The organism is Rhizobium aureum (assembly GCF_030182495.1).
Lineage (GTDB): Bacteria > Pseudomonadota > Alphaproteobacteria > Rhizobiales > Rhizobiaceae > Rhizobium > Rhizobium tropici_C.
This window is the reverse complement of the sequence record NZ_JAQJCI010000001.1, coordinates 314,027-329,320: the sequence shown is the minus strand read 5'-3', so window position 1 is coordinate 329,320 and position 15,294 is coordinate 314,027. Positions and strand designations below refer to the sequence as shown.

Genomic DNA, 15,294 nt, shown 5'->3' with positions numbered 1-15,294 from the left:
ACGCACTACGGTGAATCCTACAATCGCCAGTGGCGATGCTTTGGGGAATGATCCCGGCCGTTCCGAAGGAGCGGGTTCCAAGGGCGCAATTATACGTCGCTGATGCGACGTGTTGCTGAGAGACCCCGGAAGGGCCGCCGCTCCCGACAAACGCGTCGAATTCATTCGCATTCGGGAGTTTATGCCGTCGTGGCCGTACCTCATTTCTCCGTCAGCATCGTCGCCCGTGGCTCCGGCCGCAGCGCTGTGCTGTCGGCGGCCTATCGCCACTGCGCCAAGATGGACTACGAGCGGGAAGCGCGGACGATCGACTACACCCGCAAGCAAGGCCTCCTGCATGAGGAGTTCGTCATCCCCTCAGACGCACCCGAATGGTTGCGGTCGATGATCGCCGATCGTCCGGTCTCAGGTGCGTCGGAAGCCTTCTGGAACAAGGTCGAGGTTTTCGAGAAGCGATCCGATGCCCAACTCGCCAAGGATGTTACGATCGCGTTGCCCGTCGAACTGACGGCCGAGCAGAATATCGCGCTTGTTCGGGATTTCGTCGAGCGGCACATCACCGCTAACGGAATGGTCGCCGACTGGGTCTATCACGATGCACCGGGCAACCCGCATGTGCATCTGATGACGACGTTGAGGCCGCTCACCGAGGACGGGTTCGGTGCCAAGAAGGTTGCGATTCGCGGGCCGGACGGAAACCCGATCCGCAACGACGCCGGCAAGATCGTCTACGAACTCTGGGCTGGCAGCCTCGACGACTTCAACGTTCTTCGCGATGGCTGGTTCGCCTGCCAAAACCGGCATCTGGCGATGACCGGGCTCGATATTCGCGTCGATGGCCGATCCTTCGAAAAACAGGGTGTCGACGTGGAGCCGACCATCCATGTCGGTGTCGGCGCGACGGCTATCGACCGGAAGGCCGAGCAGGTGAAGATCAAGTCGTCGGCAGGGCCGCCAAAGCTCGAACGGATCGAGCTGCAGGAGAAGCGGCGAAGCGAGAACACACGACGCATCCAGCGCCGGCCGGAGATCGTCCTCGACCTGATCACCCGCGAGAAGAGCGTCTTCGATGCCGAAGACGTTGCGAAGATCCTGCATCGCTATATTGACGATGCCGTCCTTTTCCAAAACCTGATGGTTCGCGTCCTGCAGAGCCCTGAAGCGCTCCGTCTCGAGCGCGAGAGGATCTCGTTCGCGACCGGAACCCGAGTGCCGGCCAGGTACACGACGCGCGAGCTGATCCGGCTTGAAGCAGAGATGGCCAACCGTGCAATCTGGCTCTCAGGGCGATCTTCACATGGCGTTCGGGAAGCAGTGCTCGAGAGGACGTTCGCGCGCCATTCGCGCTTATCGGAGGAGCAGAGGACAGCGATCGAACATGTCGCTGGACCCGAACGGATCGCAGCGATCATAGGCCGTGCCGGCGCCGGCAAGACCACGATGATGACGGCAGCGCGTGAAGCGTGGGAAGCCGCCGGCTATCGTGTCGTGGGTGGCGCACTCGCCGGCAAGGCTGCCGAAGGGCTGGAGAAGGAAGCAGGGATCGCCTCGCGTACGCTTTCATCCTGGGAGCTTCGCTGGAGCCGCGGCCGAAACCAGCTTGACGCAAAGACGGTCTTCGTTCTCGACGAGGCCGGCATGGTGTCGTCGTGGCAGATGGCGCAGCTGGTCGAGACGGTGACCAAGGCCGGCGCCAAGCTTGTCCTGGTTGGTGATCCCGAACAGCTCCAGCCGATCGAAGCCGGCGCCGCGTTCCGGGCGATTGCCGACCGCATAGGTTACTCCGAACTCGAAACCATCTATCGCCAGCGCGAGCAATGGATGCGCGATGCGTCGCTCGACCTCGCCCGCGGCAACATCCGCAAGGCTATCGGTGCCTATACCGTTCATGGCCGAATGATCGGTTTGAGACTGAAGGACGAGACAGCGTATAGGCTTATCGCCGATTGGAGTCGGGACTTCGACCCGACGAAGACGACATTGATCCTCGCCCACCTCCGGCGCGACGTGCGAATGCTCAACGACATGGCGCGGGCCGAGCTCGTCACGCGTGGCATCCTTGGTGAAGGTTTTGCATTCCGCACGGAGGACGGGCACCGCAACTTCGCCATCGGCGACCAGATCGTCTTTCTGAAGAACGAAGGATCGCTCGGCGTCAAGAACGGCATGCTCGGCAAGGTCGTCGAAACCGCTCAAAACCGTATTGTCGCCGAGATCGGCGAGGGCGAGCACCGGCGACAGATTATCGTCGAACAGCGGTTCTACAACAATCTCGACCATGGTTATGCCACCACGATCCATAAGAGCCAGGGCGCTACCGTCGACCGAGTGAAGGTGCTCGCGTCACTCTCGCTTGATCGGCATTTGACCTATGTGGCCATGACCCGTCATCGCGAGGATCTCCGCGTCTATTACGGTACCCGATCTTTTGCTTTGGCCGGCGGCCTGGTCGAGATCCTGTCACGCAGACAAGCCAAGGAAACCACGCTCGACTACGAGAAGGGCAGTCTCTATCGCCAGGCACTGCGTTTTGCCGAAGCCCGCGGCCTCCATATCGTCAATGTCGCCCGAACGGTTGTCCGCGACCGGGTTGAATGGACGATCCGCCAGAAACAGAAACTCGCCGGTCTTGCCCACCGGCTCCTCGCCGTCGGCGTCCAACTCGGCCTCAGTGCCAGCCCCAAACCGACCCAATCCCCAAGCACCAATGAGGTCAGCCCAATGGTTGCCGGCATCACGATATCTACGAAAACGGTCGAGCAAGCGGTTGCCGAAAAGGTCGAAGCCGATCCCGGTCTCAAGAAGCAATGGGAAGACGTCTCGACCCGCTTCCATCTCGTCTATGCGCAGCCGGAAGCCGCCTTCAAGGCCGTCAACGTCGACGCCATACTGAAGGATGGAGCGACCGCCAGATCGACACTGGCGAAGATCGCCGACGAGCCGGAAAGTTTTGGTACCCTCAAGGGGAAGACCGGCCTGCTCACAAGCCGCGCCGACAGGCAGGAACGCGAGTGGGCGGAAGGCAATGTGCCAACCCTGGTGCAGAGTCTCAGCGATTACCTGCGTCAGCGCAGACAGGCGGAACAGCGGTATCAGGCTGATGAAATGGCGGCTCGTCGCAGGGTCGCAATCGACATTCCGGCGCTGTCGCCAGGTGCACGCCAGACGCTCGAGCGGGTGCGCGACGCCATTGATCGAAACGATCTTCCGTCGGCGCTCGAGTTCGCGCTTGCCGATAAAATGGTGAAGGCGGAGCTGGAGGGATTTGCCAAGGCGGTTGCCGAGCGTTTCGGTGAACGGACCTTCCTGCCCCTGGGCGCCAAAGAGGCGAACGGGGAAACCTTTAGGTCGGTCACGGCGGGCATGAACCCAGCTCAGAAGGCGGAGGTCCAATCGGCATGGAGCCTGATGCGTACAGTGCAACAGCTGAACGCCAATGAGCGAACGGTCGAAGCCCTGAAACAGGCCGAGACGCTTCGCCTGAGCAGGACCGAGGGGCTGTCGCTGAAATGAACATTTTTCTTGTTGAAGCATCGTCGTTGAGGCGACCAGGAAAAGCTCTGTCTCTTATCTTGGCGGTAATCACTGCGGCACTTCTCGGCGCGATCGCGGCCGCCTGGCTCGGTGGCTTCCGGCTCAATCTTACGCCCAGCGAGCCACTCGGTCTCTGGCGTATCGTCGAACTCGATCGCCCGGCGGCCGTTGGCGATCTGGTCTTCGTTTGCCCGCCTCGGACGCCAGCCATGCAGGAGGCGCGCAGTCGCGGCTATCTGCGCTCCGGCTTGTGCCCAAGTGGGGTTGCACCTTTGATCAAGATGGTGATGGCCGTTGCGGGACAACGGGTCGACGTCGGCGCCAGTGTGACCGTGGATGGCCGCCCGGTTGCCTCCTCCACCATTGCACAGCGAGATAGGCAGGGACGGTCGCTGACGCCTTTCGGCGGAGGGATCGTGCCAGCGGGCTGCATCTTCCTTCATTCGGCTTTCGCTGGGTCCTTTGACTCCCGCTATTTTGGTCCCGTCCCCGCTTCCGGGATCCTGGGTCTCGCGCAACCGGTATTGACCGATGCGCCATGATTGCTTCCAGCCGGTACCGCTTATCGCAGTTTCGATTGTCGCCGGAATAGTTGGATGGAGTGGTCATATCTTGCTGCTTCCGACCGCACTGGCGTTCCCGATTCTTTGGGCGCGGGCGCAAACGAGATGGGTGGCGGCGCTTGTTTCTGCCGAATACTTTCTTGCGGCGTCACGTGGTCTGCCGCAGGGCGTCGCAACTTTCTATTCGTCGGACCTTTGGCCCGGTCTGTTGCTATGGTTGTGTGCGTCTGTGAGTTTTGTTGGCGTGCATACGGCCCTCTGGACAAAGCGCTCCCGTGTTCGCCCATATCACTATCTTGCTGCGATGGTCCTCATGGCATTTCCACCCCTCGGTATCATCGGCTGGGCACATCCGGTGACGGCGGCCGGCATTCTGTTTCCGGGATGGGGATGGTGGGGACTGGCGGCAACGACAGCCGGCCTCATGGGCCTCGTAACCCGCATGTGGCCGGCTGTCATGATCGCCTTCGCAGGCTTTTGGCTTTGGTCCGCCGCTACCTGGACCGGGCCGCATCTACCCGATGGTTGGCAGGGCGTCGATCTCGAAATGGGGTCATCGCTCGGCCGTGACACCAGCATTCAACGCCACCGTGATCTGATTGCAACGGTGAAGGTTCGTGGAGTTGGTGGCAGCCCAATGATCGTGCTGCCCGAGAGCGCCTTGGGCTTCTGGACGCCGTCGGTCGAACGGCTGTGGGTCAAGGCTCTTGAAGATACGGACGTTACGGCGGTCACTGGGGCTACCACAGTGGATGCGGCTGGCTACGACAACGTGCTCGTTGCCATCTCCGCAACCGACGCCAGGGTCCTCTATCGCGAACGCATGCCGGTGCCGGGCTCGATGTGGCAGCCCTGGCGGACGTGGTTCGGCCAGAGCGGCGGAGCGAGAGCGCACTTCTTCGCAAATCCCATTGTCGATCTTGGGAGTGCGCGAGGCGCGCCGCTGATCTGCTACGAGCAACTGATCGTCTGGCCGGTGCTGCAATCGATGCTCGACGACCCCGACCTGATCATCGCCGTCGGCAACGGATGGTGGACCAGAGGGACGTCTATCGTTGCGATCCAGCACGCTAGCGCCATCGCCTGGGCAAAGCTCTTCGCAAAACCGCTCGTTTTTTCGTTCAACACCTGAAGCCCGAGGAGACGTCATGTTGGATCCTACGTTTATCAAGGAATGCGCCGATCCTTCACTCAGGCCCCCGGTCGTCGAGCAGTTCGTGGCAGCCGCAGGCTCGGAGGATCCCTTCGCCGTCACGGTCAAATCCGGCGGCCGATTGGTCCTCGTGCCGAAGGCGAAGTCGGTCGACGAGGCAATGGCGATCGCGAGGCAATATGTCGGACAGGCCGTCGTTCGCGTCGGCCTGACGCAGCTCCCCGCTGGCGTCGGCTCCAAGGACGCTGCCGACTTGTTACCGGACCTCGTGGAGCCTTGCGAAAACCTTCATAAAGGAACCGCACTGTTCGCCAAGGTTCTAAGGATCGTAGCCAGGTGGTACGGCAACCCCAAGAGCGAAGAGGTTTTCCCGCAGATTTTCGAGGATGCCGTTTATGCCTGGAAAACGGGTGAATTTGAAGGCGTAAGCGTATTCCACGCAGCGGATCCGGGAGGTGCCATAGAACTGCCGCAGCAAAGCGAAGTGAATTCGGTCGATGACGAGGCAGTGGCGACACCGGAAAAGCAATCGGACACGAATGAGGAGGTTGATCGGGCGGGAATTCGGATCGATCTCTCCGGCATTGGCGGAAATTGACGTTATTCCGGCAGCGCATAGCGCGTCAGGATAACGTCACCATCTTCGATGGCAATCTCCACCACTTCATTCACGATCTCTTGGGAATCGGCAAGTTCCTGCAGCACCGCCATGAATAATTCGCGCTGCAAACCCGGCAGGACCTGCGGCACGATGATTACCAGGCCAGCATGCAGCTCCTCTTTCGCGGACAGTTTCCTGAAGTCGCGTGCGTTGTTCGTCACGAACGTGAAATCATCCGCGAGAATGCGGGGCATCAGGTCCCAATCAGTCTCGCCGCTAAGACCAAGCCAATTGACATGAAAGCAGTCGTGGCCGTGTTCTTGCGCCACAGCCACGAGCGAGGTGTGCAGGCATTCATCGATAAGGAATTTCAAGAAGCGGCGCCCGAGGATTTTCAGGAATCAACTTTGGCCAGCGGCAAACGCTTCACCGATTTCACCTTCAATCCCTGTTCCGACAGCTTTTTTGGGCGCCCTCTAGCAGGGTGAGCCGCCGCCCAAATTTCGGCGAGTTCCACCATCCGCGCTGTGACGGAAGGATAGCCCTCGACGATCTCTGCCGTACTGGCACCTTGCTGTCTCATAGCAGCGATCATGCGCACCGGAATTCGAGTTCCGGTGAACACCGGCTCGCCGCCTGCGACGCCCTTCACAGTCTGGATCTTCTGCTCGGCCTCTCGAAGGGCGTCTGCACGCGCGGCCAGCTGCTCCCTCGCCCGCGCTACGTCGACGATCAAATAGTCATCTGCCCTCACCGTATCGGCGTCGGGATTCCGGTCAATTGTCTCGAACAATCGTTTGCGGCGCTCGGCCGTGAGGATCGATCCGACGCCGTACCAGAGCTTGAGGCGCAATAGATCCTCGTCGGTAAGTTCCCGCCCTCCACGTCCTAAATGGGCAGCGATGATCCGCTTGTCGATTGCATTATGCACCGACTTTACTGCAATCTCGCTGAGCGCTGCAGCTTCGGTGGGCGTGTAAGCGCGAGTAGCGGTGGCCATAATCATTCTCCTTGTGGAGAATATATAGTTCAGGCGATATCTATCGTAAAGTCCTGCGACAATTTTCGTCAGTCAGGATCGCGGCTTCACTTCTTTTCCGGCCGCCGTTTCAGCAGATCAGACGCTTCTGTTTCTAAGACTTTTGCCAAGCGATCCACCACGTCGATACTGGCATTGTATATGCTGCGTTCCAGGGAGCTGATGTAGGTTCGGTCAATACCTGCTCGATGCGCGAGTTCTTCTTGCGACAAGCCTTTGGCCAGACGCGCAGCTTTCAAGTTTCGTGCAAGCACCTCTCGAATCTCCATGATCGAGAGAGCAACCTCTTGCAGAGTATTTCACCACGGAGTATACTCGACAAAGCTATTTTGTTCGCAAAATCAAGGCTATGTGGGACGCCAAAGGGTGCGCATGTTGGGCGATGACCCGCAAAAAATCAATTTCCCTTTCGACCTTCAGAAAGTTGGTAATCGACCGCAACCATGCGTGATGCCAGTAAGCCTCGGATATTGGCGACCGCAAAAATAAAGCAGGAGAAGACAGGGATGATTGAGGCCAGCTCATCCGAGGCAGACGAACAGGCCGCGCGTGAATCTCGCTACCGGTCGATGCCAGAGTCGAAGCTGGAAGCGCTGGCTGTTTCCGCGATCCTTGAACACCGCCGCCTTCTTGTCGCGGACGAGGCCGTTTATGAAGAATGGACCCGCGCGTCGGCGGACCCGTCGGTCTCCGACGATGTCCTCGCCAGTCTGCAGGACGAATATCTCGCGCGCCAGAAGAAATCCGAGGCACAACAGCAAGAGCTTTCGGAAATCATCGACATTCTCGGTTATGTCCCTGAGGTTCCGCTCGACGACGAGAAGTGAAGATTAGACCAATCCGTGATCCTTTGCGATTGCGACAAGTTGTGGAACCGTCGCAGCTTCGAGCTTGCGACGCGCGCTATCAAGATAATGCTGCACCGTCCTCGCATTGATCCCCGTCAGGGTGGCGGTTTCTGGAGCGGTTTTGCCTTTCGCGGCCCACATGACACACATGGCTTCCCGGGGAGAAAGCAATCGCTTTGGTGCAAAAATGGTAGAGGCGGCGATGATTTTCAGGCCGTAGTGGACCGCGAGAACTGCATGAATCGCCTTTTGTCGATCCTGAAGTTTCGAAATGTCTGCGGACTGTGCAGAGGACGCAAAGGTCAGCATCATCGTGGAGCCGAAGCTTCCTGCGACGGGTATCGTCACGCCGCTACGAATGCCATGCTTAATTGCCTGGTCTCGAAAGCGCCTGAGTTCAGAGGATCCCCGCGCCGGCCAGTCGTCGGCCCTCCAGCTAAACATGTCCATGCGACGTTTGGCTTCGGTGATAACTGGGTCGATTAACGAATACTGACTTTCGAAATAAACGCCCTGCCATTCCTCCGAATACGAATTGAATGTTCGGATTTGTAGGCCCTCGGTCCGCAGAAACGCGAAACGCTCGAAGCCACATGAATGAGTGAATGTCTTCAGAGCGCTCTTGACCATGCGTTCATCGTGGGCGGTCTCGGTCATGTCGATGAGAGAGCGAAGATCACTATCCATAAAGTTGTCTCCAGTCCGGTTGCGTCAGTCCTCCCTTTCGTCTGTTCGCAAAGTGCCGGGTTCCGCAACGCCAGACTATCTCAGCGACCACGGCCTCCCGCCGTGACTCGCATTTCCCGGTGTTTATGAACAATTTATGATAACGTCATTCGCGCTTAACGGGTACTATTTTTTTTGTTTCGAGCAAGTTCGGCGGTGTCGGAATCAAACTTCGGTTTCGACGTTAGAACACAGAAAGCGGCCGCTCGCGGCTCGGCTCCTTGGCTACGAGGCTCCTTGCATGGTCCCAAGCAACATGAAGTTCAATGCTCGTAACCCCCTGGGGCGCCGGCCTTCCATGTTGCCGCCAGACTTGATGAATCCTCATATTGCTCATGTGTCATCGGCCGACAATTTTGGAGATCGCGTATTCTGACGGATTCGGATGGGGTGCATTCAGACCATAAGCACGTTCGGCCACCAGATCCGACAAGATTTCGAGGATGATCATTGGATAGTGGCGGGCTGGGAATGGGTTTCGTCAAACGCTGCACTGCCCGAGTAAAAGGCTGATGGCGCGGCCGCATGCAGAGGAAATGCGACTGTCATCTGTGCTGAACACACTGGAAAATGCGCGGCAGGCCGATGACTTGCAATTCGTTCTCTCGGAAATCCGCCGCGGATATGGCTTTGCACATGCAACTTTGCTTGTCGTTCGTGCCGGTATTTCTCCCCTTCCCTATCCCTTCTTCTGCACGACCTATCCGCCCGAATGGACGGATATCTATTTACGAAGAAACTATTTCGAAATTGATCCCGTCATCGAGATCAGCCGTACCGGCTTTCTCCCGGTGGACTGGCATGCGTTACGCGCGCAATCCCTAAAGGGCAAAGCCTTCTTGAGGGATGCAAGAGGGTTTGGCGTCGGCAGACATGGCCTCACCATGCCTGTGAGAGGGGCCAACGGAGAGCGTTCCCTTTTTTCGGTAACGTCGGCTGCGAACCGGTCGGACTGGCGGAGACTTCGTGATGCCAGCATCTGGGAACTGCAGGTTCTCTCCCATTATCTGCATGATAAGGCCGTACTTGTCTCCGGTCTTCGGGCAAGCGGCGCTCGCGATATGTTGTCTCGACGCGAGCGGGAGTGCCTGCAGCTTATCGCGCGCGGCGAGATCCCCAAGCAGATTGCCGCTAGACTACAGATTTCCGAAGGGACAATACGGCTTTATCTCCGCCTGGCCAGGCGCAAGCTCGGCGCCAGGACGCTTTACCAAGCGGTCGCCAGGGCGAGTTTCCTGGAGATCATTGATGTGTGAGCCAATGCCATTCGGTGCCAATCCGACAACCTCCGCTTGTCCGTCAATCTGATAAAATCGACCGATTGCAGCGCCATCCCTCTTCGATGACATCTGTGCATTCAAGGAGCCTGCGCTGCAGCAAGCCGTAGTCTTGTCTGGAACCGCGGTCCTATCGCGACGCGGCTGCTCCTTTCGGCCTTACAGGAAGGATTGGATCATGGTGGATAGGCAGACGATTGATGCTTGGCAAAAGGCGCCCCGCCTGAACGCGTTCGCGCCGTTTTTCGAGCGAACCGCACGCGGTCTTGGCGGAATGCCTGACCTTGGCACTCCCGAACCCGACTTATCGCTCCTGGAATTCGATCTCGACTCCATGGTGTTCTGGGACACGCACCGCCGCCTTTGGGGGAATTTCGACAATCATTATTTCGCAAGTATTCCCTATCGCCTGGAAGAGGAGTGCCGAATGGGTGCCGCAATGCTCGCCTTTGCTCTGGGCGCATGGGGACGGAGGCGGCAAGCCGCTGCCGTCTATACGCTCGGGGCGGGAGCTGGCACTCTTGCAAGAGCGCTGGCAAGACTGGGCGACGGAAGGCTGAAAACCCTGTGCTGCAGCCCGACAGACGGCAATCGCAGCAGTTTCTTCGCACGCCGGGGAAGTGAGCATGCCCATTTCCATCACGGTCCATTCTTCGAACTGGACGACGAGCGCTATGCTACCGATGATAATCTTCAACCGTTTCGAGACGGATATGACCTGGTGCTGGAGGATACGACCTTCCAGATGTATGGCCGCGATCGGGAAGCCCAGCTCTCCGTCATAGCCCCGCGGATTCGGGCTGGCGGATTGCTGATACAGGTTCAAAAGCTGATACACCCAGACATCAAGGCCTACTTCGCTCGCGAGCGTCAAAAGGACGAAGACTTCAAGTCACGCTACTTTTCGCAGACGCAGATCGTCGCAAAGAAGCGCGAAGTTCTCGACACGATGGCAGATTATCAAGTCGACCTGGAAACCACGATTTCAGCTCTGAGGGCGTATTTCAGCTGTTCCGTCGTCACCTGGAACAGTGGCAATTTCTACACGATAGTGTCGTCCAATTCGGCCGCTTCCCTGCTAGATTTCGTCAGCTCAATGGTGAAGCCGGCGATTCCGGAAGAGTTTTGCTACGAGCAGCTGCCTCTCGTTTTCGCGCGCGAGACAGCGCCGCCGCTCGATGAGCCTTGGGCATGGCGCGCTGCTCGCCCCGCCGGACGGTTCTGACATCGCCGTTCAAAACAAGGGAACCAGACACGCATGGATGCAAGTTCCAACGGGTGTTTGACTTTGGCGGACCTGAAGAAGGCCTTGTCACACGTGATGCCAGGTCTTGACCAGTTTTGGAACCGAGAGCTCAAGGATTATGCGAGAGCTCTCTACGAAGTCGAGAGCCACCGAGCCGGTTGCGCTATCCGCCGCGATGCGATGATCCGGCTGCAAGCCTGTGTCGAACGAACAGCGCTAAGGTCAGGTGCGGATCGCGCGCAGGCGCGAGAGGCCGCGGAACAATTGACCACGGCGCCGGTCATGCAAACCGGACCGCATTGCCATCTGTTGATAGAGCCCGATGCCTTTTACACACATCTGTTCAGCCTGCTTGGTCTTAGCGCTCGTCGACTTCAATGGCATATCTGGTATGGCGCCTCCACTGTCAAATTCATCGAGAAGGCGAAGAAGGGTCCCGGTTGGCTCAATCTTGAGAACGAACCGATCAATGTGTTCGGTCTTCCGCGAAGCCGAATGGACGCCTATAGCCTATGCGGATCAAACGGTCCCTATCGTTTCCTGCTGTCGGGACGCGAAAGCGGACAAGCGGCCAATCCATCGGTGGAAAGGCTGAAAACGATCCTGCCCAGTGAAGATTTCGCATCGGCCGCCGAGGCGATCAAGGCCGGAAATCAGGCCCTATGGGCGCGGTTTTTTCCGAGGCAGGTTCGGTTGCTTCAGCTTGACGACATCGACGTCGCTGATCTCGTAGCCGATCACCTTGAGGATACGGACTCGTGGCTGTCAAAGTGCATCGGTGGAGATGGCGCATGGGCTTCCGCCATCCTGGAGGCGATCGATGAACTTGACGCCGGGCCATGGGCAGGATGGATCCGCAGGACAACAGACCTCTTCTGGGGGTTGGCTGACGGCAAGATTTTTCCCTTGCGGTTGAAAGATGGCCTCCTTTGGGACGTCAAAGGATCCCGGCCGGACGTACGGTTCAAACCCGCGAGTATCGCCGTGGCGCTCCGGCAACGTAGAATCGTGCCCAGCCTGTTTATGACGTTTCTGGTGATCTCCATCCTGCCTGGAACACGCGTTCTCGGTGGATGTCGTCAGGTCGCCTACTATCCCCTCATGCGTCATGTTCTTGCGACAGCGCTTCAGAAAACAGGTGAAACCAGTTTGTTGCACGCCCTCCGCGCCGACGTCCGTCCAGGCGTATGGGGACATCGCGTGCTGAAGCCGCATAATGGTTCCCCCTTCGCGGACTTGGAGAATGAGACCGTGATGGATCTGCTCGAGCTCTACGGCAAGCAGACGCTTGCCGAGACATGCGGTGATCTCGCGAGTTTTACCGGCGATCCGATTTGGGCGGGGCTGACGGCGCGCATGAAGAGCGAGGAAATTCGCGTTCCGCCGCCAGAGTGGCGGTGGGCACGGTCGTCGTAGCAAACTCCCTTAGAGAAAAACATGCGGCTCCCTCACCCGTCATAACCAGCCTACCCTACTGGAGATGGACATGTCGCCAAACGCACGAAGGCTATTGATTAGGCGCCTGTCAGTCGACGATGTCGAAATCTTCCGCCGCATTCGTCTGGAGGCACTTTCGTGCGACCCGTCCTCATTTGCGAGCGTCCACGACGATTGGGTAGATCTTCCGGACGAGGAGTGGCGTAACCGGTTGAGCGAGCCGGTTTTCGTCGCATTCATCAATAAGGAGCCGGTTGGGATGATGGGCCTGTCGTGTCATCGACCGAGGAAAATGGCGCATCGCGCAACCATCGTGAGTGTCTATCTGCGAAAGAGTGAGCGTGGAACCGGGATCGCTGCCGATCTTCTGGCCGCGGTTTCGGATTACGCAAGACGTCTTGGAATTGCGCAGCTGGAACTCGCGGTCAATGCGGAGAATGCGGTGGCGATGCAGTTCTATCTGCGCCATGGATTTGTCGAGGTCGGCCGAATTCCCGGCGGAGTGCTTGATGGAGGCAGGGAAGTCGACGACATTATCATGGTGTGGCGATTGGGCGGATGAGCGGTTCCCACGCCCGTATCCCAAGTTAGCTACGAGCGATGAAGGCTGGTGCTGTCGAATTCCTGACGAAGCCAGTACGGCACCAGGACTTGCTGGGTGCGGTCACTGCGGCGATCGACAACCGGGTGTCCGCTACACCCTAGTGCCCAGCCCGAGTGCCCTCGTCATCTCGTTCATGATCCCCAGTCGCGCTTCGATTACGGCGATCTTCTCAGGTGTGTCGGCCTGAAGCGCCTCGATGTCGATGAACAATTGCTCGCAGCCGCCGGGAATGACGGTCCCGAACATCTGACCAGGTTCGTCGCTGATGTTTCTCCACGCATGCTGGACATGAGGTGGTAGGACGACCACCGCCCCCGGCGGCGCATCGAATATCTCGCCTCCGCATTCGAAGCGATATAGTCCCTTTATCACTCGGAAGATTTCGGTCTCCCGGGTATGGGTATGAGGCGCTGGCCCCTGTCCCGGTGGGGTGAACGTCTCCCACATGCCAAGGGCTCCCCCGGTCTCGGCGGCGGTGGCGTGGATTACGATCCTCGCTCCAAAAGGAGTCCTTGCTACCCGCGGCTTGTCGGGCAACGAAATGATCGCCTTCCGAGATGACATTCGGCACTCCCCCCTTCGCTCTCGTCGGGCATCCCGTCCCCGACAGCGGCCCCGCAATTAAGCTACTTAAACGTCACTAAGTCCACCCTGAACAAGTCGGCGCTGTTCGGTCGTTGTGCTGTCGCCAATCGACTGCGTAGCCCGTCGGCGCATGAAGATAAACGGGCTGCGAAATCCCACCGCCCTGACTTCTTCGTAGAGCTTTATGCCGCTCTGACCGAGCAATCAGACAACAAGGATCACGCAGCCGATTCCGGCCAACTGCCCCGCAGACGAGAATTCGGCCGCGAAAGCAAGTGCCTACGTTGAACCTCGACCCGGATCTTTTCCTTGTTGCATGGCTCATGTAATTCTGCCCATGCCAAGGCACCATCAGCTACGCGTCAACGGTGCTATTCTGGCCACCCGCCGCGGACTTGACTCTTCTCCAAAATGAGAACATCTATAGAACAAACAAGGCTAATGGCCTGGGTTTACACAAAATTCGAGGAAACGAACCGCCACCCCGGCGGAACGGAGACGTGTGCCATGCAAACGACCGGCTACACCATTACGCCCCACGACGCAGAGGTTTTCAGGGATCTCGTCGCATTCCTTGGCGAGGATGTTTTTGACCAGCGTCGGCGCGACGGAGCAGTCGCCAAATCGGATGCGTTTCAGCGTCGGATTAGCGACGCCAGGAGCGTGCTGAAAGGGCTTGGCGCCTATGACATGGCCAGATTGGAGGAGAACCGCCATGGGTGACGTGATCTATCTGGAAAATGATGCTGACGAAGGCAGTGACGGGCCGAGGCCGAAGGCTGACACCATGACGATCAGCGGCAGCGATGCAATGGCCCTTAGCGAATTCGTGCGCCATGTGAACATTCGTTGTTACGACAAACGCTTCAAGGATCGCGGGATGATGAAATCTCCTGCCCTACGCAGTCATCTCGATCGCGTGCAGCAAATCCTCGACACTCTGCTGGATTACCCCCGCATCGAGCCATTCTATTATTGGTCTCCTCCGAGCGAAATTCCGGCAGATCAGGTGGAACCAGAGCTAATATCGGCCGTGGCGGACCGGACGGAAGTCCACTTCCACTGTGTCGGCATTTACCTCGCTCCGGACGGCATTCATGTTGGTTCGCTGGAAGTCGCCATTGACGACGAGGCCGGCGAGGCCTGCGCAATAGTGAGCGTCAGAGGCATGACGAGCGCAGCAACATGGACGAAGGCCGGCGCAAGCATGGATGAGACCATCGGCATCTTCGTCAACGCCATATCATTCAAAGAAGAGGGCGGCGCTGAGCCCAGCGCATGATAAATGCCCGAGAAAGCTCCGAGCCGGGTAGAGGTGCTGTCAGCGTCAACGTTGCGCGATTACGCGACAGGGGCCTACTACGTCAAAATCGACTGTGCGTTTTGCCAGGTGAAGCGCTTCTACGAGCCGGTGGATCTCCTGCAGCTATGCGGAAACATCTCGGTTCGGCAAATCGCAAAGCAGTTCCGATGCAAGCAATGCAAGAGGAAGGACTATCTGACCGCCCACCTGGTAAGCCCTCCATCGAGAGAGCTCGTCGGTATGAGCGTGCGACGGCTCACGGAGATCAGGATTATTCGCAAGCCGATATGGAAAGACGTGAAAATCTAGCACGTTCATCTCGGCTTTCGCGTTGCCTGCGACTGGCAAGCGGAGCCTTCATGCTCATTTCAGGAAGGC

At 58.4% G+C, this 15,294-nt stretch carries 16 protein-coding genes; 11 read left to right on the top strand and 5 right to left on the bottom strand.

Annotated elements, in window-relative coordinates; translation table 11 throughout:
• The first annotated feature begins 189 nt into the window (after window positions 1-189).
• From traA to PH552_RS01540, 4 genes are read left to right on the top strand one after another with little or no spacing between them, the layout of a single operon-like run.
• Window positions 190-3,513, top strand: a complete 3,324-nt coding sequence (gene traA / locus PH552_RS01555; RefSeq protein ID WP_285165418.1) for a Ti-type conjugative transfer relaxase TraA — start codon at window positions 190-192, stop codon at window positions 3,511-3,513.
• Complete coding sequence (gene traF, locus PH552_RS01550) at window positions 3,510-4,076, top strand: conjugative transfer signal peptidase TraF (protein ID WP_113248578.1); 567 nt, start codon at window positions 3,510-3,512, stop codon at window positions 4,074-4,076. The genes traA and traF overlap by 4 nt, the downstream gene beginning before the upstream one ends.
• Window positions 4,066-5,229: a conjugal transfer protein TraB gene (locus tag PH552_RS01545; RefSeq protein ID WP_113248577.1), complete on the top strand. Its 1,164-nt coding sequence runs from the start codon at window positions 4,066-4,068 to the stop codon at window positions 5,227-5,229. The genes traF and PH552_RS01545 overlap by 11 nt, the downstream gene beginning before the upstream one ends.
• A 16-nt stretch (window positions 5,230-5,245) precedes the next feature.
• Window positions 5,246-5,848, top strand: coding sequence for a TraH family protein (locus PH552_RS01540; protein WP_113248576.1), 603 nt, complete (start codon window positions 5,246-5,248; stop codon window positions 5,846-5,848).
• A gap of 2 nt (window positions 5,849-5,850) precedes the next feature.
• Here the strand turns inward: PH552_RS01540 and PH552_RS01535 are convergent, their stop codons facing one another.
• The 3 genes from PH552_RS01535 to PH552_RS01525 all read right to left on the bottom strand — a co-directional run bounded on the left by PH552_RS01535 (window position 5,851) and on the right by PH552_RS01525 (window position 7,159).
• On the bottom strand, window positions 5,851-6,225 hold the full coding sequence (locus PH552_RS01535) for a DUF5615 family PIN-like protein (protein WP_113248575.1): 375 nt from the start codon (window positions 6,223-6,225) through the stop codon (window positions 5,851-5,853).
• A 20-nt stretch (window positions 6,226-6,245) separates the two neighbouring features.
• Entirely contained in the window at window positions 6,246-6,851 is a 606-nt protein-coding gene (locus tag PH552_RS01530) for a DUF433 domain-containing protein (RefSeq protein WP_112342876.1), read from the bottom strand.
• Window positions 6,852-6,937: 86 nt separating this feature from the next.
• Window positions 6,938-7,159 carry a helix-turn-helix domain-containing protein gene (locus PH552_RS01525; RefSeq protein WP_112342877.1) on the bottom strand — a complete coding sequence of 74 codons (222 nt, stop codon included), beginning with the start codon at window positions 7,157-7,159 and terminating at the stop codon, window positions 6,938-6,940.
• A gap of 237 nt (window positions 7,160-7,396) precedes the next feature.
• Between PH552_RS01525 and PH552_RS01520 the strand changes: the two genes are divergently transcribed.
• Window positions 7,397-7,717: a transcriptional repressor TraM gene (locus PH552_RS01520; RefSeq protein WP_113248574.1), complete on the top strand. Its 321-nt coding sequence runs from the start codon at window positions 7,397-7,399 to the stop codon at window positions 7,715-7,717.
• A 3-nt stretch (window positions 7,718-7,720) separates the two neighbouring features.
• On the opposite strand, the gene PH552_RS01515 is transcribed toward PH552_RS01520, so the two are convergent.
• Window positions 7,721-8,425 (bottom strand): autoinducer binding domain-containing protein, encoded by a 705-nt coding sequence (locus PH552_RS01515; protein WP_112342879.1) that lies wholly within the window; start codon window positions 8,423-8,425, stop codon window positions 7,721-7,723.
• 575 nt (window positions 8,426-9,000) lie between these two features.
• On the opposite strand from PH552_RS01515, the gene PH552_RS01510 reads away from it, so the two are divergent.
• From PH552_RS01510 to PH552_RS01495, 4 genes are all read left to right on the top strand, one after another.
• Window positions 9,001-9,720 (top strand): LuxR family transcriptional regulator, encoded by a 720-nt coding sequence (locus PH552_RS01510; RefSeq protein ID WP_113249046.1) that lies wholly within the window; start codon window positions 9,001-9,003, stop codon window positions 9,718-9,720.
• A gap of 199 nt (window positions 9,721-9,919) precedes the next feature.
• Complete coding sequence (locus PH552_RS01505) at window positions 9,920-10,966, top strand: class I SAM-dependent methyltransferase (RefSeq protein WP_183763870.1); 1,047 nt, start codon at window positions 9,920-9,922, stop codon at window positions 10,964-10,966.
• Between the two features lie 603 nt (window positions 10,967-11,569).
• Window positions 11,570-12,403: a hypothetical protein gene (locus PH552_RS33695; RefSeq protein ID WP_350223702.1), complete on the top strand. Its 834-nt coding sequence runs from the start codon at window positions 11,570-11,572 to the stop codon at window positions 12,401-12,403.
• A 70-nt stretch (window positions 12,404-12,473) separates the two neighbouring features.
• Window positions 12,474-12,986 carry a GNAT family N-acetyltransferase gene (locus PH552_RS01495; protein ID WP_162736906.1) on the top strand — a complete coding sequence of 171 codons (513 nt, stop codon included), beginning with the start codon at window positions 12,474-12,476 and terminating at the stop codon, window positions 12,984-12,986.
• 132 nt (window positions 12,987-13,118) lie between these two features.
• Here the strand turns inward: PH552_RS01495 and PH552_RS01490 are convergent, their stop codons facing one another.
• On the bottom strand, window positions 13,119-13,592 hold the full coding sequence (locus tag PH552_RS01490) for a cupin domain-containing protein (RefSeq protein ID WP_113248571.1): 474 nt from the start codon (window positions 13,590-13,592) through the stop codon (window positions 13,119-13,121).
• 528 nt (window positions 13,593-14,120) lie between these two features.
• Here PH552_RS01490 and PH552_RS01485 point away from each other — a divergent pair.
• Together PH552_RS01485 and PH552_RS01480 are read left to right on the top strand one after the other, a co-directional pair.
• Entirely contained in the window at window positions 14,121-14,336 is a 216-nt protein-coding gene (locus PH552_RS01485) for a hypothetical protein (RefSeq protein WP_162736905.1), read from the top strand.
• A complete protein-coding gene (locus PH552_RS01480; RefSeq protein ID WP_113248569.1) occupies window positions 14,329-14,895 on the top strand; it encodes a hypothetical protein in 567 nt (188 codons plus the stop codon). Before PH552_RS01485 ends, PH552_RS01480 begins: the two co-directional genes overlap by 8 nt.
• The last annotated feature ends 399 nt before the right edge of the window (window positions 14,896-15,294 follow it).